The sequence below is a fragment of the Streptomyces sp. BBFR102 genome, assembly GCF_051397025.1.
Classification (GTDB): domain Bacteria; phylum Actinomycetota; class Actinomycetes; order Streptomycetales; family Streptomycetaceae; genus Streptomyces.
In genome coordinates, this window is record NZ_CP195757.1 from 1,525,154 (window position 1) to 1,544,509 (window position 19,356).

The window sequence follows — 19,356 nt, forward strand, 5'->3', positions numbered from 1 at the left end:
CTTGCCCGGATCTCATCCCCCACTCCGACCCCGGCCACCACGCCACCCCCACCCGCCCCCGAAGCCACCCGGGCCGGCACTGGAGGCCGGTCCTCGACCGCCACGGTCACCACGCACAGCGCCAAACTCCAGCCCGGCCAAAACCCAGCCCGGCCGGCACTTGAGGCCACAACCAGCCCGGTCGGCGCTTGAGGCCATCGGTGACGGGCACGCCCGCCGGACGAGCACCGAAAGGCCGGCCCGGCCACGGGCACCCCCCGCCCCCGGCCCGGCCCGGGAGGGCTCACCCCCAGCGCCCGGACCGCCCCAGCAGCAACGCCACCCCGGCGGTCCCGGCGGTGGAGGTCCGCAACACGCTGGGCCCCAGCCGGTAGGCCCCGGCCCCGGCCTGCCCGAAGGCGGCCAACTCCTCGGGAGAGACCCCCCCTTCGGGCCCGACGACGAGCACGACCGACCCCTCGGCAGGCAACGAGGCCCGCGCCAGCGGCGCACTCCCCTCCTCGTGGAGGACGGCGGCGAACTCAGCCCCGGCGAGCAGCGCCGCCACCTGCCGCGTGGAATGCACCTCAGCGACCTCGGGGAACCGCAACCGCCGCGACTGCTTACCGGCCTCCCGCGCGGTCGCCCGCCACTTGCCCAGCGACTTGACCCCCCGCTCCCCCTTCCACTGGGTGATGCAGCGCGAGGCCGCCCACGGCACGATCGCGTCGACGCCGGTCTCGGTCATCGTCTCGACGGCGAGTTCACCCCGGTCGCCCTTGGGAAGCGCCTGCACCACGGTGATCCGCGGCCGGGGCGCGGGCTCCTCGCGGACCTCGTCCACGGCGACGTACAGCGTGTCCTTGCCCTCCACCGAGGTGACCGTCCCGAAGGCGCCGCTCCCCGCCCCGTCCGTGAGGACCACGGGCTCACCGGGCTTGAGCCGCCGCACGGAGACGGCGTGCCTGCCCTCGGGCCCGTCGAGGACGACGGTGCCGGCGGACACCTCGTCGACGAGGAAGACGGGTGCGGTCATCGGACTCCTCCAGGGGACGACGGGCCACCGAGGGCGAGGACGGCGGCTGCCGTCTCGGCGGCGAGGACCTCCACCAGCTGCGCGGCGGGCATCTCGCGGGCGAGCCGGTGGCCCTGCCCGGCCCAGAGCGCCATGCCCTGCGCGTCGCCGGTACGGGCGGCGGCCTTGCGCAGCGGGGAGGTGACGTGGTGGACCTGCGGGTAGGCCGCCGGGGCGTAGGGGCCGTGTTCGCGCAGGAAGCGGTTGACGAGGCCGCGGGCCGGGCGCCCGGAGAAGGCCCGGGTCAGCTCGGTGCGGGTGAACAGGGGGTTGGTCAGGGAGTGCTTGTGGAGCAGCGGGGCGCCGGACTCGGGGCAGACCAGGAAGGCGGTGCCGAGCTGTGCGGCCTGCGCCCCGGCGGCGACGGCGGCCGCGATCTGCTCGCCGCGCATGATGCCGCCGGCCGCGATCATCGGCAGGTGCACCGCCTCGCGGACCAGGGTGAGGAGGGTGAGCAGGCCGATGCCCGCGCCGTCCCGTTCGGGGTCGTCGCGGTGGGTGCCCTGGTGGCCGCCGGCCTCGACGCCCTGGACGCAGAGCGCGTCGGCGCCCGCCTCCTCCGCGGCGCGGGCCTCCTCGGGAGTGGTGACGGTGACGGCGGTACGGGTACCGACCCGGTGGAAGGAGTCGATCACCTCGGCGGTGGGGCAGCCGAAGGTGAAGGAGACCAGCGGTACGGGATCGTCGAGGAGGATGGCGAGCTTGGCGTCCCAATTGTCGTCCTGGCCCTGATCGCTGTCGCCGAGCGGGGTCTCGTACCAGGCGGCCTCGCCCGCGAGCTGGTGGCGGTAGACCTCGATGGTGGCGGAGTCGGCCAGCTCGGGCTGGGGGAGGAAGAGGTTGACACCGAACGGGCGCGAGGTGAGGGCCCTGAGCTGGGTGATCTCCTGGTACATGCCGTCGGCGGTCTTGTAGCCGGCGGCGAGGAACCCGAGGCCCCCGGCGTCGCTGACGGCCGCCGCGAGAGGGGGGCAGGAGCCCCCGCCGGCCATCGGGGCCTGCACGATCGGGACATCGCAGAGGTCGGTCAGCGCACGGGACATGACCGCATCGTGCCATGTCCCCCGCATCCCGCCGAATCTCGACTCCTCCGCATCCGCCGGGTCCCCCCGGCGACGCGGGCCGACCCGCAGAGGTGGGCTCCCCCGCCGATGCACCGGGGCCCGGCCCCGCCGTCAGGCGGTGCCGGGCCCCGGTGCGTACGGGTTCTGGCGGCTCAGGAACGGCCGTTGAACGCGTCCTTCAGGCGGGAGAACAGGCCCTGCTGGCCGGGCTGGAACTGGCCGGTGGGCCGCTCCTCGCCGCGCAGCTGGGCCAGTTCGCGCAGCAGGCGTTCCTGCTCGGCGTCGAGCTTGCCGGGCGTGGTCACCTCGACGTGCACGATCAGGTCGCCCCGGCCGCCGCCGCGCAGGTGCGTGACGCCCCGGCCGTGCAGCGGCACCGACTGGCCGGACTGGGTGCCGGGCCGGATGTCGATCTCCTCCATGCCGTCCAGCGTCTCCAGCGGCACCTTGGTGCCGAGGGCCGCGGCCGTCATCGGGATGGTGACCGTGCAGTGCAGGTCGTCGCCGCGCCGCTGGAAGACGGAGTGCGGCAGCTCGTGGATCTCGACGTAGAGGTCGCCGGCGGGGCCGCCGCCGGGGCCGACCTCGCCCTCGCCCGCGAGCTGGATGCGGGTGCCGTTGTCGACGCCGGCCGGGATCTTCACCGTCAGCGTGCGGCGCGAGCGGACCCGGCCGTCCCCGGCGCACTCGGGGCAGGGGGTGGGCACCACGGTGCCGAAACCCTGGCACTGGGGGCACGGGCGGGAGGTCATGACCTGGCCGAGGAAGGACCGGGTCACCTGGGAGACCTCACCGCGGCCGCGGCACATGTCGCAGGTCTGCGCGGAGGTGCCGGGGGCGGCGCCCTCGCCGTTGCAGGTGTTGCAGACGACGGCCGTGTCGACCTGGATGTCCTTGGTGGTGCCGAAGGCGGCCTCGTCCAGCTCGATGTCGAGCCGGATCATGGCGTCCTGACCGCGCCGGGTGCGCGAGCGGGGGCCGCGCTGGGACGCGGTGCCGAAGAAGGCGTCCATGATGTCGGAGAAGTTGCCGAAGCCACCCTGGCCGAAGCCGCCCGCTCCGCCTCCGCCGCCGTTCTGCGACAGGGGGTCGCCGCCGAGGTCGTAGACCTGCTTCTTCTGCGGGTCGGAGAGGACCTCGTAGGCGGCGTTGATCTCTTTGAAGCGCTCCTGCGTCTTCGGGTCCGGATTGACGTCCGGGTGCAGCTCGCGGGCGAGTCTGCGGAACGCCTTCTTGATCTCGTCCTGGGAAGCGTCGCGGCGCACGCCGAGTACGGCGTAGTAGTCCGTGGCCACTTACGACTCCGCCAGGATCTGTCCGACGTAACGTGCCACTGCGCGTACCGCTCCCATCGTTCCGGGGTAATCCATGCGGGTCGGTCCGACCACGCCGAGTTTGGCGACTGCCTCGCGTCCCGAACCGTAGCCGACCGAGACGACCGACGTGGAGCTGAGGCCCTCATGGGCGTTCTCATGACCGATCCGTACGGTCATGGCCGAATCCTTCGCCTCACCGAGGAGTTTGAGCAGGACGACCTGTTCCTCCAACGCCTCCAGGACGGGGCGGATGGTGAGAGGGAAGTCATGCCCGAAGCGCGTGAGGTTGGCGGTGCCGCCGATCATCAGCCGCTCCTCGGTCTCCTCGACCAGGGTCTCCAGGAGCGTGGACAGCACCGTCGAGACGGTGGGCCGGTCCTCGCTCTCGAAGGACTCGGGAAGGTCCTGCACCAGCTGCGGCACGTCGGCGAACCGGCGCCCCGCGACCTGGCTGTTCAGCCGGGCCCGCAGGTCGGCCACGGAGGCCTCGCCGAACGGCGCCGGGCAGTCGATCATCCGCTGCTCGACCCGGCCGGTGTCGGTGATCAGCACCAGCATCAGCCGGGCCGGGGCCATCGACAGCAGCTCCACGTGCCGGACCGTGGACCGGGTCAGGGACGGGTACTGCACGACCGCGACCTGCCGGGTGAGCTGCGCGAGCAGCCGCACCGTGCGGGCCACCACGTCGTCGAGGTCGACGGCCTGGCCGAGGAAGTGATGAATAGCACGCCGCTCGGGCGCCGTCATCGGCTTCACGTCGGCGAGCCGGTCGACGAAGAGGCGGTACCCCTTGTCGGTCGGGATGCGCCCCGCGCTGGTGTGCGGCTGGGCGATGTACCCCTCGTCCTCCAGTGCGGCCATGTCGTTGCGGACCGTGGCCGGGGAGACGCCGAGCCGATGGCGCTCGGTGAGCGCCTTCGAGCCGACCGGCTCCTCGGTGCCGACGTAGTCCTGGACGATCGCGCGCAGGACCTCCAGCCTTCGTTCACTGAGCACCGCGCACCTCCCAGTCGCCTGCCACGCCCCCGCGTCCCCCGCGGGCCTCTGCTGGCACTCACCTCGCGCGAGTGCCAACCACGTCGCGGACCAGTGTACGGCTGACCGGTGCGTCCGCGGCAAGGCCGGGGCGCCCCGGCCCGGGACGCCGTGGCGAAGTCACCCGGTACCGCCGGGTATGCCGCGCGGCGCCTGAGAGGGTGGAGCCGTGATGAGGCGATGAACGCGAACGGGACCGGGCCGCAGCCGCGCTGGGAGTGGGTGGCCCCCGGCGTCGGGCGGGTGCGGCTGCCCCGCTGGGACGCGACGGCCGGGCTGGTCGTGGGCCCGGCCGGCGCCCTGCTGGTCGACGCGGGCGCGTCCCTGCGCGAGGGCGCCTGGCTGCGTCGCGCGGCCGAGCGGGCCCTGCGCGAGCGGGGCGGGCCCCGCCGTGTGACGCATCTGGCACTGACCCACGCCCACTTCGACCACGTCTTCGGCGCCGCCGCCTTCGCCGGCGCCCGGGTGCACGGAGCCGTCGGCCTGGACACCGCCCTCACCCGCACCGACGCGCTGGAGGCCGACGCGGTACGCCACGGGCTCGCCTCCCGCGAGGCCGGGGAGGCCGCCGGCACGCTGGTGGTCCCCCGGCACCCGGTCTCCGGCGAGGCCGTGGTGGAGCTGGGCGGCGGGCGCCGGGCACTCCTCGCGGGCCTGGGCCCCGGACACACCGCGCACGACCTGGCGGTCCTGGTCCCCGGCACGCCCGACGTGGTGTTCTGCGGCGACCTGGTCGAGGAGTCCGGACAGCCGCAGGCCGGACCGGACGCGGTGCCCGCGCGCTGGCCCGAGGCGCTGGACCGGCTGCTGGCGCTCGGCGGCCCCGACGCGGTCTACGTGCCGGGGCACGGGGCGGTGGTGGACGCCGCGTTCGTCCGGGCCCAACGCGATGAGCTGGCCCGCCGGTTCGCCCTGTCATAACGTCTGCCCATGCGCAGCTACCAGCCGGACCTGACCCCGCCGTGGAAGAAGCGGAATCCCGCCCCCGAGGCCGAGGCGGTGCCCGGCCTCGTCGTGGAGGAGCCCGCCAGCGGCTTCTGCGGCGCGGTGATCCGCTGCGAGAAGTCGGCCGAGGGGCCGGTGGTCACCCTGGAGGACCGGTTCGGCAAGCACCGGGTCTTCCCCATGGTGGAGCGCGGTTTCCTGCTGGAGGGCCGCCCGGTCACCCTGGTCCGCCCGAAGGCCGGGCGGGCCCCGGCCGCGCCCTCGCGGACCGCCTCGGGGTCGGTGGCGGTGCCCGGCGCGCGGGCCCGGGTGGCACGGGCCGGCCGGATCTATGTGGAAGGCCGCCACGACGCCGAACTGGTCGAGCGGGTCTGGGGCGACGACCTGCGCGTCGAGGGCGTCGTCGTGGAGTACCTGGAGGGTGTGGACGACCTCCCCGCCCTGGTGGACGCCTTCGCGCCGGGCCCGGACGCCCGTCTCGGCGTCCTCGTCGACCACCTGGTCCCCGGCTCCAAGGAGTCCCGTATCGCGGCCGCCGTCGGCAGCCCGCACGCCCTGGTCGTCGGCCACCCGTACATCGACGTCTGGCAGGCCGTGAAGCCCGCCTCGGTCGGCATCGACGCCTGGCCCGACGTCCCGCGCGGCCAGGACTGGAAGACCGGCACCTGCCGCGCGCTGGGCTGGCCCACCGACACGGGCGCGGCCTGGCACCGCCGCGTCCTCCCCGCCGTCCGCAGCTACAAGGACCTGGAGCCCGCCCTGCTGGGCCGCGTCGAGGAACTGATCGACTTCGTCACGGCCCCGGCCGGGGCCGGATAGGCGGGCCTCAGGGACGCCGGTGCCGCTTGACCGGCGGCAGCGTCGGGAACTCCGCCGTCTCCAGCACGGCACCGAGCAGCGGCACGGGCACGTCCCGCCCGAAGGAGAGGGGTCCGCTCGACCCCGTGGTCGGCCTGCTCACCCTCGCCGTACGGCTCGGTGCGCAGCACGCGCTGGGCGGCCGCGGGGTCGACGATCCGGTAACCGGGGACGCCCCCGGCCGCGTAGATCGACCGCTTGTCGCCGTAGTCCCGGTCGATGCTGGAGCGGGAGACGGCCCCGACGAGCAAGGTGACCAGCTCGGCCGGGAGCAGGCGGCCATGGCCCGGTCCTCCGCCGCGTTCCAGGACGACCAGATCGGGCTGCGGCTCGCTGTTCTCCACGACGCCAGTGATCGGCCGGTCGTCCACAGCGGTCGCCCCCGCTTCGCCATCGCCGGGTACGACGGCGCGGTACGGACAGCGCGGGCATCACGGGACCTGTTCGCCGGATGCCACCCGTGCGAGCGAGGTCGCCCTCAGTCCACCAGGTCCCGCACCACCGCGTCCGCCAGCAGGCGACCACGCAGGGTGAGGACGGCGCGGCCCTCGGCGTAGGGGGCCTCGGCGAGGAGGCCGTCGGACAGGGCGCGGCGGGCGGCGGCCAGACCGGCCGGGTTCAGGAGGCCGAGGGGGCAGCCGTCGGCGAGGCGGAGTTCCAGGAGGACGCGCTCGACGCGGCGGTCCTCGGGGGTGAGGAGTTCGCGTCCGGCGCCGGGTGAGCGGGAGTCGGCGAGGGCGGCGGCGTAGGCGCCGGGGTGCTTGACGTTCCACCAGCGGACGCCGCCGACGTGGCTGTGGGCGCCGGGGCCCGCGCCCCACCAGTCGGCGCCGCGCCAGTACAGCTCGTTGTGGAGGCAGCGGCCCGCCTCGGTGGTGGCCCAGTTGGAGACCTCGTACCAGTGGTACCCGGCCTCGGCGAGCATCGTGTCGGCGATCAGGTAGCGGTCGGCGTGCTCGTCGTCGTCGGTGGGGGCGACCTCGCCGCGCCGGATGCGGCGGGCGAGGCCGGTGCCCTCCTCCACGATCAGGGCGTACGCGGAGACGTGGTCGGGCCCGGCGCCGATGGCCGCCCCCAGCGAGGCGCGCCAGTCTTCGTCGCTCTCGCCGGGGGTGCCGTAGATCAGGTCGAGGTTGACGTGGTCGAACCCGGCGGCGCGGGCCTCGGCGACGCACGCCTCGGGGCGGCCGGGGGTGTGCTGCCGGTCGAGGACCTTCAGGACGTGCTGCCGGGCGCTCTGCATGCCGAAGGAGATCCGGTTGAAGCCGCCTTCGCGCAGTTCGGCGAGGTAGGCGGGGTCGACGGACTCCGGGTTGGCCTCGGTGGTGATCTCCGCGTCGGGGGCGAGTCCGAACTCGGAGCGGACCGCGTCCAGCATCCGGACCAGGTCGCGGGCGGCCAGCAGCGTGGGGGTGCCGCCGCCGACGAAGACGGTGCGGACCTCGCGCGGGTCGTCGCCGAGGACCTCGCGGGCGAGGCGGACCTCGCCGGCGAGGGTGTCGGCGTAGTTGTCGCGGGAGGCGAGGACGCCGCCGGAGGAGCGCAGCTCGGTCGCGGTGTAGGTGTTGAAGTCGCAGTAGCCGCAGCGCGTGGCGCAGTACGGCACGTGCAGGTAGAAGCCGAGGGGGCGGTCGGCCGCACCGTGGAGGGCGGACGCGGGCAGCGTGCCGTCTGCGGGCACGGGCTCACCGTCGGGGAGGGCGGAAGGCATGGGGTCCATTGTCCCGCACGCGCGGCCGGACCTCGGCCGGGCGGTCGCGGGACCGGCCGGCCGGGGTCCGGCGGGGTGCTTCTGCGGGCGCGTGGCCGGATCAGGCTTCGCGGGTGCCCGCGTACATCTCGTCGATGAGGTGCCCGAACTCACGCTCGACGGCGGGCCGCTTCAGCTTGAGGCTGGGGGTCAGCTCGCCGTGCTCGATGTCGAGGTCGCGCGGCAGGAGCGTGAACTTCTTGATCGTCTGCCACCGCTGGAGGCCCTCGTTGAGGCGGTTGACGTACCCCTCGACGAGCTTGCGCGTCTCGGGGCGGGCGACGATCTCGGCGTAGGTGGTGGCGGGGAGGTGCTGCTCCTTGGCCCAGCCGAGCAGGGTCGGCTCGTCCAGGGCGATCAGGGCGGTGCAGAAGTTCCGGTCGGCTCCGTGCACCAGGATGTTGGAGACGAACGGGCAGATCGCCTTGAACTGGCCCTCGACCTCGGCGGGGGCGATGTACTTGCCGCCCGAGGTCTTGATCAGGTCCTTCTTGCGGTCGGTGATCTTGAGGTAGCCGTCGGCGGAGAGTTCGCCGATGTCGCCGGTGTGGAACCAGCCGTCGCCCTCCAGCACCTCGGCGGTCTTCTCGGGGAGCTGGTGGTAGCCCTCCATGACACCGGGGCCGCGCAGCAGGATCTCGCCGTCGTCGGCGATCCGGACCTCGGTGCCGGGCAGCGGCTTGCCGACGGTGCCGGTGCGGTACGCCTCGCCCGGGTTGACGAAGGAGGCGGCGCTGGTCTCGGTGAGGCCGTACCCCTCCAGGATGTGCACGCCGGCGCCGGCGAAGAAGAAGCCGATGTCGGGGGCGAGCGCGGCGGAACCGGAGATGCAGGCCCGCAGCCGGCCGCCGAACGCCTCGCGGATCTTGGCGTAGACGAGCTTGTCGGCGACGGCGTGCTGGGCGGCGAGCCCGGCGGGGGCGGACGCCTTGCCGGTGCGGCGGAAGTTGTCCTGGGTGGCCCTGGCCCACTCGCGGGAGACCCCGGCGGCCCACTGGAAGATCTTGTACTTGACCGCGCCGCCCGCGCGGGCCTTGGCGGCGACGCCGTTGTAGACCTTCTCGAAGATGCGCGGGACGGCCGCCATGTAGGTGGGCTGGACGACCGGCAGGTTCTCGATGATCTTGTCGACGCGGCCGTCGACGGCGGTGACGTGGCCGACCTCGATCTGGCCGGAGGTCAGCACCTTGCCGAAGACGTGGGCGAGCGGCAGCCACAGGTACTGCACGTCGTCGGGGCCGATCAGGCCGGTGGCGGCGATGGCCTTCGCCATGTACGACCAGTTGTCGTGCGGCAGGCGGACGCCCTTGGGGCGGCCGGTGGTGCCGGAGGTGTAGATGACGGTGGCGAGCTGGTCGGCGGTGATCGCCGCGACCCGCTCCTTGATCAGCTCGGGCTCCCGCTCCAGCCGGGCGGCGCCGCGCTTCTCCAGGTCGGCGAGGCTGAGCACCCAGCCCTCGGGGTCGTCGTCGGCCGCCTCGACGCCCGCCTGGTCCAGGACGACGACGTGGGCGAGGTGGGGCAGCTCGGCACGCTTCTCACGGGCCTTGGCGAGCTGCTCGGCGTCCTCGGCGATGAGCACGCGGCTCTCGGAGTCGGCCAGGATGAAGGCGGCCTCGTCGACGTTGGTGGAGGGGTAGACGGTGGTGGTCGCGGCTCCGGCGCAGAGGATGCCGAGGTCGGCGAGGACCCACTCGACCCGGGTGGCGGAGGCGAGGGCGACCCGCTGCTCGGCCTCGACGCCGAGTTCGATCAGGCCGGCCGCGATGGCGAAGACCCTGGTCGCGGCCTGCTGCCAGCTCAGCGACTTCCAGTCGTCCGGGCCGTCCTGGGCGGGCGGCACCGGGTAGCGGTACGCCTCGGCGTCGGGGGTGGCCTCCACGCGCTCAAGGAAAAGCGTGGCCACAGAGGGCGGCCGGTTCTCGATCATGGTCTGTGCGTCGCTCACGACATCCTCCGGGCCCGCGACAGTGCGTGCTGCTGAGTGGTGCGGCTGTTGTTTAACTTGCGAGTAACCATCGAGCAGTGATCAGGGTAGAGCGCTACCGCCCGTCACGTAAGAGGCTGCGACCTGTCACTTTCCACCAACTGCTGGTCCTGGCACTATCCCCCCGACCGCCGCCGGGGAACCCGGGAGCACCCCGTGCGTCCGGTCACACACGGCACCGGCTCCGCCGCCCGGCCACACCGCGCGCCCGGCCACACCGCGCCGCGCGCCGCCCGCGATCCGCGTACGGGGCGCGCACGGGCGGTGCTCCGCACGCGGAACCCACCGTCCGGGCGGCGAATTCCGGCCACCGGCCTACTGGGGGCGCCGTCCCCGAACGCGCGGAGGCGCCCGCCCGGCAGACCGCCGGACGGGCGCCTCCGCGCTCCGCCTCGCCCCCGCGAGGGGTTACTTCTTGGCCTTGCCGCCACCACTCTCGTCGCTGGACAGCACCGCGATGAAGGCATCCTGCGGGACCTCGACCGAGCCCACCATCTTCATCCGCTTCTTGCCCTCCTTCTGCTTCTCCAGCAGCTTGCGCTTACGCGAGATGTCGCCGCCGTAGCACTTGGCGAGGACGTCCTTGCGGATGGCGCGGATCGTCTCGCGGGCGATCACCCGGGAGCCGATCGCCGCCTGCACCGGCACCTCGAACGCCTGCCGCGGGATCAGTTCCTTCAGCTTCGCGACCAGCCGCACCCCGTAGGCGTACGCCTGGTCGCGGTGGGTGATGGCGGAGAAGGCGTCGACCTTGTCGCCGTGCAGCAGGATGTCGACCTTCACCAGGTGGGCGCTCTGCTCGCCGGTGGGCTCGTAGTCCAGCGAGGCGTAGCCGCGGGTCTTGGACTTCAGCTGGTCGAAGAAGTCGAAGACGATCTCGGCCAGCGGCAGGGTGTAGCGGATCTCGACCCGGTCCTCGGAGAGGTAGTCCATGCCGAGCAGCACGCCGCGCCGCGACTGGCACAGCTCCATGATCGCGCCGATGAACTCGCTGGGCGCGAGGATGGTGGCGCGCACCACCGGCTCGTACACCTCGGCGATCTTGCCCTCGGGGAACTCGCTGGGGTTGGTCACCTGGTGCTCGGTGCCGTCCTCCATGTTGACCCGGTAGACCACGTTGGGCGCGGTGGCGATGAGGTCGAGGTTGAACTCCCGCTCCAGCCGCTCGCGGATCACGTCGAGGTGGAGCAGGCCGAGGAAGCCGACGCGGAAGCCGAAGCCGAGCGCGGCGGAGGTCTCCGGCTCGTAGACCAGGGCGGCGTCGTTGAGCTGGAGCTTGTCGAGGGCGTCGCGCAGCAGCGGGTAGTCCGAACCGTCCAGCGGGTAGAGCCCCGAGAAGACCATCGGCTTGGGGTCCTTGTAGCCGCCGAGCGCCTCCTCCGCGCCCTTGGCCAGCGAGGTGATCGTGTCACCGACCTTCGACTGGCGGACGTCCTTCACCCCGGTGATGAGGTAGCCGACCTCACCCACGCCGAGCCCGTCGGCGGGCAGCATCTCCGGGGAGTTGGTACCGATCTCCAGCAGCTCGTGGGTGGCGCCGGTGGACATCATCCGGATGCGCTCACGCTTGTTGAGCTGCCCGTCGACGACCCGGACGTAGGTGACCACGCCGCGGTACGAGTCGTAGACCGAGTCGAAGATCATCGCGCGGGCCGGGGCGTCCTTGACGCCGACCGGGGCCGGGACCTCGGCGACCACCTTGTCGAGCAGGGCCTCGACGCCCAGCCCGGTCTTGGCGGAGACCTTGAGCACGTCGGAGGGGTCGCAGCCGATGAGGTTGGCCAGCTCCTCGGAGAACTTCTCCGGCTGGGCGGCCGGCAGGTCGATCTTGTTGAGGACCGGGATGATCGTGAGGTCGTTCTCCATCGCCAGGTAGAGGTTGGCGAGGGTCTGCGCCTCGATGCCCTGTGCCGCGTCGACCAGCAGGACCGTGCCCTCGCAGGCGGCGAGCGACCGGGAGACCTCGTAGGTGAAGTCGACGTGGCCCGGGGTGTCGATCATGTTGAGGATGTGCGTGCTGCCCTGGTCGGGGCCCTCGGAGGGCGCCCAGGGCAGGCGCACGGCCTGCGACTTGATCGTGATGCCGCGCTCGCGCTCGATGTCCATCCGGTCGAGGTACTGCGCGCGCATCGCACGCTGCTCGACGACACCGGTCAGCTGGAGCATCCGGTCGGCCAGCGTGGACTTGCCGTGGTCGATGTGAGCGATGATGCAGAAGTTACGGATCAGCGCCGGGTCCGTGCGACTCGGCTCGGGAACGTGGCTGGGGGTCGCGGGCACGCGTGGTCCTGGTTCTTGAGACGTCGAGACGTCGAGGCGGGCGGGCTGCGCGGAGCCGGACGGGGGCAGTACGCGCCTCACCTCGGGTGGGCTCACGCCGCCTGGGCGCGCCCACCGGGCCGGCACACGACCCCCAGGGTCCGCGGCCCCCCATCGTCCCATGCGCGGGGACCGGCGACCGGTTTGGGCCGCCGGAGGGGCCGCTGGTAGCCTGGCCCGATGTGTCTCGTAGCCCTCTCAGCATCGGGACACGACCGGAAACACCCAACCTGAACCTGTAAGGGCTCTTTCGTGGCGAACATCAAGTCCCAGATCAAGCGGAACAAGACCAACGAGAAGGCGCGCCTGCGCAACAAGGCCGTCAAGTCGTCGCTCAAGACCGCTGTCCGCAAGGCCCGTGAGGCCGTGGCCGCGGGTGACGTGGCGAAGGCCACCGAGTACACGCGCGCCGCGTCGCGCCAGCTCGACAAGGCCGTCTCCAAGGGTGTCATCCACAAGAACCAGGCCGCCAACAAGAAGTCGGCCCTGGCCACCCAGACTGCCGCCCTCAAGGGCTGACCGGATCTGACCTGACCGTCGGCCAGGGACCACAGCGGGCCCTCTCATCCGCTCCCCGGCCGGCACCCCGGTTCCCGCACGCGGCCTGCGTTCGCCACGCGGGTGCGGGACCCAGCACAGCAGTGACCGGAACCCCCGTTCCGCCCTTCCCCAGGGCGGGCCGGGGGTTTCGGCGTTCCGGGCCGCCTGTCTTCCGGCCGGGGGTGTCCCTGAGCGGGGTCCGGCCCCGGGGGCCGGGGTGACGCTGGGTGCTTGCCTTCGGCCGACCGCCGGTGTGCGTGCCGGTCACTGCCCGGCCTCGATCGCCGTCGGGCCGAGAACCAGCCCGGCCGGTGGGTGAGGCCACTCCGGGCAGGCGGCCGAGCGGGGCCCCCGCCAGGAGGCGGCTCAACGCCCCTGTCGGGCGCGGGCGGCCGTGGCGATGGCGACGACCGCCTTCTCCAGGGCGTACTCGGGGTCGTCCCCGCCCCCCTTGACCCCGGCGTCGGCCGCGGCGACCGCGCGCAGGGCGGCGGCGACCCCGTCGGGGGTCCAGCCCCGCATCTGCTGCCGGACCCGGTCGATCTTCCAGGGCGGCATCCCCAGCTCCCGGGCGAGGTCGGCCGGGCGCCCCCCGCGTGCGGAGCTGAGCTTCCCGATCGCCCGCACCCCCTGCGCCAGCGCGCTGGTGATGAGCACCGGCGCCACCCCGGTCGACAGCGACCAGCGCAACGCCTCCAGCGCCTCCGCCGTCCGCCCCTCCACGGCCCGGTCGGCCACGGTGAAGCTCGACGCCTCCGCCCGCCCGGTGTAGTAGCGCCCGACGACCGCCTCGTCGATGGTCCCCTCGACGTCCGCGACGAGCTGCGTCACCGCGCTGGCCAGCTCCCGCAGGTCACTGCCGATCGCGTCGACCAGCGTCTGCGACGCCTCCGGGGTGGCGGTCCGCCCCAGCGCCCGGAACTCGCTCCTGACGAACGCCAGCCGGTCGGCGGGCTTGGTCATCTTCGGGCAGGCGACCTCGCGGGCCCCCGCCTTGCGGGCCGCGTCGAGCAGCCCCTTGCCCTTGGCGCCCCCGGCGTGCAGCAGGACGAGGGTGATCTCCTCGACCGGCGCCCCGAGGTACCCCTTGACGTCCTTGACCGAGTCCGCCGACAGGTCCTGGGCGTTGCGTACCACCACCACCTTGCGCTCGGCGAAGAGCGAGGGACTGGTCAGCTCGGCGAGGGTGCCGGGCTGGAGCTGGTCCGAGGTGAGGTCGCGCACGTCGGTGTCGGCGTCGGCGGCACGGGCGGCGGCCACCACCTGCTGCACGGCGCGGTCGAGAAGCAGATCCTCCTGGCCCACGGCGAGGGTGAGCGGGGCGAGCGGATCGTCGTTGGCAGTCTTCCTGGGCATCGTCGTCCAGCATCCCACGGGCCACCGACACGGAGCGCCGGGCGGCTGCGGTCCGCGTGGGGGCGCCTTCGGGAGGGGCGTGCCGGAGAAACCGGAGAGGGCGGCGCGCAGTGGCGGCACCCCCCGGTGGAGGGCAGCGCGCGTATCGGCCCTTCGGGACCGCTGACGGGAGGAGGCAGGGCGACCTCCCGCCCGGAGGAGCCCCCGCACCGTCGGCGGGAAGGACAAGGCCGCTGCCGAGCGCCGGGCCCCCTACGGCTCCTCGCGCCAGCCGCCCCACTCGCCCGCGAAGGCGTCCAGTCCCGCCGCGTCGAGATCGCCGGCGGCGGCGGTGAGGACCAGCAGCCACTGGGCGTCCTCGGCGTCGTCCTCACCGGCCAGGGCGTCGCGGACGAGCTGGGGTTCCTCGGCGAGGCCGAAGCGGTCGGCGAGTTCGGCGGCGGCCTCCTCGGCCGCGTCGCGGTCCGGGAGGACCAGGAGGTGACGGGGCTCCTCGTCGGCGGGGACGGCGGCGGTGTTCTCTCGGCTCACCGGACCATTCTCACCGGCGCCCGGCCGCCCGGCGAAACCGGCCGGAGCCCCCTCCCCGGCCGTGCGGGTCAGCCGACGGGTTTGGGCACGATCTGCATGTCCAGCTCGATGGAGATGCTGGGCCCGACGACCGCGATGCCCTTGGCCAGCATGGTCTGCCAGCTGATGGTGAAGTCGTCCCGGTGGAGTTCGGTGACGGCCCGGCAGGCTGCACGGGTCTCGCCCTCCACGCCGTGGCCGAGCCCGAGGTACTCGGTGTCCAGCGTGACCGTGCGGGTGACACCGTGCAGGGAGAGGGCACCGGTGACGGCCCAGTGGCTGCCGCCCCGGTGGACGAACCGGTCGCCGTAGAACTCCAGCGTCGGGAAGCGCGCCGCGTCGAGGAAGTCGGGCGAGCGCAGGTGCTTGTCGCGGGCGGGGACGTTGGTGTCGATCGAGGCGGCGTCGATGACGACGTGCAGCGCCGACTCCTCCATCCGCTCGGCTATCCGCACCGCGCCCGCGAAGACGTTGAACCGGCCGTGCACCCGGGCCATCCCGATGTGCCGGGCGGTGAACGCGATCGAGGAGTGCGCCGGCTCGACGTCCCACTCGCCGGGAGCCGGCAGCATCGGCGGCGCGACGTGGTCCATCGGGAGGTCGCCGAGGTCCGTGTGGCCGCCCTCCTCCACCACGATCGAGGACCGGAAGGGACGGCGGCCCTGCGCCGAGACCGCGAACCGGTACTCCCCCGCCGGCACGGTCGCCACGAACGAGCCGTACGGGTCGAGCCCGCCCTCGATCGCGGTCCGCCCCAGCGAATCGGAGAGGGTGAACTCGGCGTGCCGCACGGGCTCGTCCCGCTGTTCACCGTCCACGATCCGCCCGCTGAGCACACCGGCCGTGGGCGGCACCCCGACGGTGGAGAGCGGCCCCGCCGCCTGCCGAGCCCGCCGCTTCGCACCGAAGCCGAACATGAGGACCACCCTCCAACGCCGCGGAACAACTGCCGTTTAGCTCACCCATTCGATCATCGCCCCTACTTTCGGGGCAACCCACTCCTCACTGTCCGAATCACCAGCAACCACCCCCGCTCTCCCAACTTCCGTCGAACTAAAGGTACTTGACGGTGCGGGACACCCGTACCGGCCACCAGCCGCCCGTCGGTCCGCCCCGCCCGGCACCGGGGCGGGGCGGGGACGCCGACGAGTTCCATGCCGAAGTCGCGTCGAGTTCGCGGCAGAAGCCTCCCCGGCGGCGCGTGGTGGTCTTCTCCGTGAGGCCGCCCCCGTCGAGCCGGATCTCCTCGCCGAGGTGGACGGAGAGGTTCTCGAACGGCACCGCCGGCAGTTGTGGCCCGGGGCAGGCCGTGCGGGGCGGAGGCGCCGGGACGGGCCGGACGGTCGGCGCGCGGACGGCGGCGGCAGGGGCCGGTCGAGGTGGCGTCCATGGGCCGGTTCTCCGGCGCGCCCGGGGCGGTCGGCCCGGCCCGGCGCGCCCGGCGGCCGTTCGTCCACGGCTGAACTCGCGCTGGGGCCCCCGGCCCCGGCAGACGCCTCCCCTCCGCTTCCCGTCCTGGCTTCGACCGGGCCGGCTTCGACGGCGTTCCCGGCGCGGGTGGCGACTCGCAGCGGGGGTGCGTCGCCCGTGGTGCGGGCCCCGGGCCGGGCGGCCTCGCCGCCGTCGCCGCCGCCCAGCACCGCGATGTCGCCCTGCCGGTCGGTCCGGTGGACCGGGACGCCCCGCTCGCGGAAGGCGGCGAGCGTGCTCGGTGCCGGGTGGCCGTAGCCGTTGTCCGCACCGACCGAGACCAGGGCGAGGCGGGGCGAGGCGGCCTCCAGGAGCCCGGGGTCCTGGTGCGCGGAGCCGTGGTGCGCGACCTTGAGCACGTCGACGTCCGCCGGAACCCGCCCGGTCCGGGCCAGTGCCCGCTGCCCCGGCGGCTCCAGGTCCCCGAGGAGCAGCAGGGTGAGCCCGGCGGTGCGGACCAGCAGGGTGAGGCTCGCGTCGTTGGCCCCGTCCGGCGGCCTGGCGGGCCGGGCGGGCGGCCAGAGCACTTCCCAGCCGAGCCCGCCCTCCGCCCGGCGCGCCTCCCCCGCGGCGGCGACCCGCACCGGGACGCCGGCTCCGGCCGCGGTGCGGCGGACCAGCGCTGCCTGCGCCGGCGGCTCGGCCAGGGCGGTCGTCTCGACCAGGCCGACCGAACGGCCGCGCAGGACCCCGGCCAGGCCGCCGGTGTGGTCGGCGTGGTGGTGGGTCAGGACGACCAGGGGCACGCGGCTGATCCCGAGCACCCGCAGGCACCGGTCGACCGCCAGCGGATCGGGGCCCGTGTCGACGACGACGGCCGCGCCCGGCCCGGCGGACAGGACCAGCGCGTCGCCCTGCCCCACGTCGCAGAGGACCATCCGCCACCCCGCAGGAGGCCACCCGGTGACGAGGCGGGTCACGCCGGGCGGCTGTACCACGAACAGCACCAGCAGTACCGCGACGGCGACCGCGACCAGGCGCCGCCCTCGCAGCATGCGCCGGGCCGCCAGAACCACGGCCACCGTCACGGCGGCCAGCAGCGCCCCGCCTCTCCAGCCGCCGGGCCAGTCGAGCCCGGCCCCCGGCAGCGCCGCCCCCGTACGCGCCACCTCGGCGATCCACCCGGTGGGCCAGCCCGCGGCCCGGGCGACCGGTTCGGCGGCGCCGGGGAACACGGGAGCAAGGGCCAGGGCGGCGAAGCCGAGCACGGTGGCCGGGGCCACGGCGAACTCGGCGAGCAGGTTGCAGGGGACCGCGACCAGCCCGACGCGCGCCGACAGCACGGCGACGACCGGGGCGCAGACCGCCTGTGCCGCCGCGGCCGCCCCCACCGCCTCGGCGATCCGGGCCGGCATGCCCCGCTCGCGGAGCGCCTGGCTCCAGCGGGGTGCGAGCAGCAACAGCGCCCCCGTGGCGAGGACGGACAGCAGGAAGCCGTACCCGCGCGCCAGCCACGGGTCCCACAGGGAGAGCAGCAGCACCGCGGCGGCGAGCGCCGGGACCAGGCTCCGGCGCCGTCCGGTGGCGACGGCCAGCAGGGTCACGGCTCCGCAGGCGGCGGCCCGCACCACGCTGGGTTCCGGGCGGCAGACCACGACGAAGGCGAGGGTCAGCGCCCCGCCCGCGACGGCCGTGGTGCGCAGTCCGAGCCCGAGCAGCGGGGCCAGCCCGCCGCGTTCGGCCCGGTGGGCGCGGCCCGGCGGCCCGATGAGCAGGGCCAGCACGATGGTGAGGTTGGAGCCGCTGACCGCCATGAGGTGGGTCAGGTCGGTGGCCCGGAAAGCCTCCCGCAGGTCGTCCGGGACCCGCCCGGTGTCTCCGACGACGAGGGCGGGCAGCAGCGCCCGGGCGTCCGCCTCCAGTCCGTCGGAGGCGGTACGGAGACCGGCGCGCAGCTCCCCCGCGATCCGTTGGAGGCGGCTGGGCGCGCCGGTCACCTCGGGCGGGCCCGGCCTGGCCGGTCTCAGGACGGCGGCGTGGGGCCCGCCCGCGTCGAACGGCGGGGCGAGCCGTCCGGTCAGCCGCAGGCGCGTCGACGGCAGCAGCTCGCGCCACCGGCCGCCGTCCGCCCGGTCGGGGACGGGCACGACCAGCAGCACCGGCGTCCGCGTCCGCACCCGTGTGCCGCCGGCCGCCGCCACTTCGACGATGCGGCCGTCGATCAGCAGCGAGGGCGGCCTCCCCGACTCGTCCCCGGCCGTCCCCCCGGGCTGCCGCATCGGGCGGGCGTCCCCCGTCACCTCCACCTCGGCAGTCACCCGCGCGTGCCGCTCGGCCAGCTCGGGCACGGGCCCCCGGTGGCGGTCGGCCCCGTGCAGCCCGGCCGACGCGGCACCGGCCGTCGCACAGATCAGGGCCGCCGCGACACAGAGCCTGGTCCGCCGGGGCCCCGGCACCGGCGCCTTCTCCACGGCGGACAGCGGTGCCCGCGCTCCACCGGAAACCTCCGGCGTCCCCGCCCCGCGTCTCCCGCGCCCCCGCATCCCCGGCGTGAGCCACCTCCCGGGCGCCCCACTCCCCCGAAGGCCACCCCTGCCGAACGGCGCTGGCCTTCCCTGCCCGAGCCCACCCTGTCCGGCCTCCTTGTCCCCGCCCACTTCCGCCCCGCCCCGCTCCCTGAACCGGCCACGTCCACGCGCGGCCCGCCGACCCCCCGTCCCGGCCAGTACCCACCCGGCCCCCGACAGCGCCACCCCCGCCACGCCCCACGCCCACCCGGGCCCCGCCCCGACCAGCAACGCGGCAGCGGCCCAAGCGGCCAGCGCGGGCACCGCCAGCCGCAGATCCACCGGCCCCCGCTCCCCCGCACCGCCGGCGGCTCTCCCCACGCCCGGATGCCGACGGTCCGGCTCTCCCCGACCGGACGGCCCGCCCGCTGCGCCATGGCCCCGCGCGCGGGCGCCCCCTCGGCCGCCCGGCCCGCCTCGGCCGCTCGCCCGGCCCCCGGCCGTCGGCTCACCCCGGACAACCGGCTCGCCCCGGACAACCGGCTCGCCCCCGACCTCCGGCCCGCCCCGGGCACCCCGCTCCTCCTCGGCCCCCAGCTCACCGCCCCCGGCCCACCCACACCGCCAGGCGGACCACTCCCGACC

General features: G+C 74.4%; 15 protein-coding genes and 2 pseudogenes. 3 read left to right on the forward strand and 14 right to left on the reverse strand.

The genetic code is table 11. The features are described 5' to 3' along the window. Window positions 1-283: 283 nt before the first annotated feature. From ACSLIC_RS06935 to hrcA, 4 genes are all read right to left on the reverse strand, one after another. Window positions 284-1,015, reverse strand: coding sequence for a 16S rRNA (uracil(1498)-N(3))-methyltransferase (locus ACSLIC_RS06935; protein WP_436736803.1), 732 nt, complete (start codon window positions 1,013-1,015; stop codon window positions 284-286). Further along, window positions 1,012-2,097 (reverse strand): nitronate monooxygenase, encoded by a 1,086-nt coding sequence (locus tag ACSLIC_RS06940; RefSeq protein ID WP_436736804.1) that lies wholly within the window; start codon window positions 2,095-2,097, stop codon window positions 1,012-1,014. The genes ACSLIC_RS06935 and ACSLIC_RS06940 overlap by 4 nt, the downstream gene beginning before the upstream one ends. Window positions 2,098-2,270: 173 nt before the next feature. Then, window positions 2,271-3,413 (reverse strand): molecular chaperone DnaJ, encoded by a 1,143-nt coding sequence (dnaJ, locus tag ACSLIC_RS06945; RefSeq protein WP_436736805.1) that lies wholly within the window; start codon window positions 3,411-3,413, stop codon window positions 2,271-2,273. Then, a complete protein-coding gene (gene hrcA, locus ACSLIC_RS06950) occupies window positions 3,414-4,430 on the reverse strand; it encodes a heat-inducible transcriptional repressor HrcA (RefSeq protein WP_436736806.1) in 1,017 nt (338 codons plus the stop codon). It abuts the gene before it with no gap. Window positions 4,431-4,649: 219 nt separating this feature from the next. Here hrcA and ACSLIC_RS06955 point away from each other — a divergent pair, with 219 nt between their 5' ends. Both ACSLIC_RS06955 and ACSLIC_RS06960 read left to right on the forward strand, forming a co-directional pair. Further along, window positions 4,650-5,390, forward strand: a complete 741-nt coding sequence (locus ACSLIC_RS06955) for an MBL fold metallo-hydrolase (protein ID WP_436736807.1) — start codon at window positions 4,650-4,652, stop codon at window positions 5,388-5,390. Window positions 5,391-5,399: 9 nt separating this feature from the next. Continuing rightward, window positions 5,400-6,233: a DUF3097 domain-containing protein gene (locus tag ACSLIC_RS06960; protein WP_436736808.1), complete on the forward strand. Its 834-nt coding sequence runs from the start codon at window positions 5,400-5,402 to the stop codon at window positions 6,231-6,233. A 7-nt stretch (window positions 6,234-6,240) separates the two neighbouring features. Here ACSLIC_RS06960 and ACSLIC_RS06965 read toward each other — a convergent pair whose 3' ends face one another. From ACSLIC_RS06965 to lepA, 5 genes and pseudogenes are all read right to left on the reverse strand, one after another. Next, window positions 6,241-6,375, reverse strand: coding sequence for a hypothetical protein (locus ACSLIC_RS06965; RefSeq protein ID WP_436740488.1), 135 nt, complete (start codon window positions 6,373-6,375; stop codon window positions 6,241-6,243). A gap of 70 nt (window positions 6,376-6,445) precedes the next feature. Further along, window positions 6,446-6,643, reverse strand: a pseudogene (locus ACSLIC_RS06970) (Uma2 family endonuclease); the annotation flags it as partial. 107 nt (window positions 6,644-6,750) lie between these two features. Next, window positions 6,751-7,983, reverse strand: a complete 1,233-nt coding sequence (gene hemW / locus ACSLIC_RS06975) for a radical SAM family heme chaperone HemW (RefSeq protein ID WP_436736809.1) — start codon at window positions 7,981-7,983, stop codon at window positions 6,751-6,753. Between the two features lie 100 nt (window positions 7,984-8,083). Then, window positions 8,084-9,970: an AMP-dependent synthetase/ligase gene (locus ACSLIC_RS06980; RefSeq protein ID WP_436736810.1), complete on the reverse strand. Its 1,887-nt coding sequence runs from the start codon at window positions 9,968-9,970 to the stop codon at window positions 8,084-8,086. A gap of 447 nt (window positions 9,971-10,417) precedes the next feature. Further along, complete coding sequence (gene lepA / locus ACSLIC_RS06985) at window positions 10,418-12,289, reverse strand: translation elongation factor 4 (protein WP_436736811.1); 1,872 nt, start codon at window positions 12,287-12,289, stop codon at window positions 10,418-10,420. 291 nt (window positions 12,290-12,580) lie between these two features. Here lepA and rpsT point away from each other — a divergent pair, with 291 nt between their 5' ends. Next, a complete protein-coding gene (gene rpsT / locus ACSLIC_RS06990) occupies window positions 12,581-12,847 on the forward strand; it encodes a 30S ribosomal protein S20 (protein ID WP_436736812.1) in 267 nt (88 codons plus the stop codon). Between the two features lie 387 nt (window positions 12,848-13,234). Here rpsT and holA read toward each other — a convergent pair whose 3' ends face one another. From holA to ACSLIC_RS07015, 5 genes and pseudogenes are all read right to left on the reverse strand, one after another. After that, a complete protein-coding gene (gene holA / locus ACSLIC_RS06995; RefSeq protein WP_436736813.1) occupies window positions 13,235-14,224 on the reverse strand; it encodes a DNA polymerase III subunit delta in 990 nt (329 codons plus the stop codon). 252 nt (window positions 14,225-14,476) lie between these two features. After that, entirely contained in the window at window positions 14,477-14,755 is a 279-nt protein-coding gene (locus ACSLIC_RS07000) for a hypothetical protein (protein WP_436736814.1), read from the reverse strand. 68 nt (window positions 14,756-14,823) lie between these two features. Beyond that, window positions 14,824-15,711 carry a YceI family protein gene (locus ACSLIC_RS07005; protein WP_436736815.1) on the reverse strand — a complete coding sequence of 296 codons (888 nt, stop codon included), beginning with the start codon at window positions 15,709-15,711 and terminating at the stop codon, window positions 14,824-14,826. Window positions 15,712-15,847: 136 nt separating this feature from the next. Further along, a complete protein-coding gene (locus ACSLIC_RS07010; RefSeq protein WP_436740299.1) occupies window positions 15,848-16,075 on the reverse strand; it encodes an arylamine N-acetyltransferase in 228 nt (75 codons plus the stop codon). A 320-nt stretch (window positions 16,076-16,395) separates the two neighbouring features. Beyond that, window positions 16,396-19,092, reverse strand: a pseudogene (locus tag ACSLIC_RS07015) (ComEC/Rec2 family competence protein); the annotation flags it as partial. Window positions 19,093-19,356: the final 264 nt, after the last annotated feature.

Bases quoted from the DNA above. Each gene is read 5' to 3' on its own strand.
- ACSLIC_RS06960 (WP_436736808.1), top strand. From the start codon at position 5,400: ATGCGCAGCTACCAGCCGGACCTGACCCCGCCGTGGAAGAAGCGGAAT.
- ACSLIC_RS07005 (WP_436736815.1), bottom strand. From the start codon at position 15,711: ATGTTCGGCTTCGGTGCGAAGCGGCGGGCTCGGCAGGCGGCGGGGCCG.
- ACSLIC_RS06940 (WP_436736804.1), bottom strand. From the start codon at position 2,097: ATGTCCCGTGCGCTGACCGACCTCTGCGATGTCCCGATCGTGCAGGCC.
- ACSLIC_RS06955 (WP_436736807.1), top strand. From the start codon at position 4,650: ATGAACGCGAACGGGACCGGGCCGCAGCCGCGCTGGGAGTGGGTGGCC.
- holA (WP_436736813.1), bottom strand. From the start codon at position 14,224: ATGCCCAGGAAGACTGCCAACGACGATCCGCTCGCCCCGCTCACCCTC.
- hemW (WP_436736809.1), bottom strand. From the start codon at position 7,983: ATGCCTTCCGCCCTCCCCGACGGTGAGCCCGTGCCCGCAGACGGCACG.
- ACSLIC_RS06935 (WP_436736803.1), bottom strand. From the start codon at position 1,015: ATGACCGCACCCGTCTTCCTCGTCGACGAGGTGTCCGCCGGCACCGTC.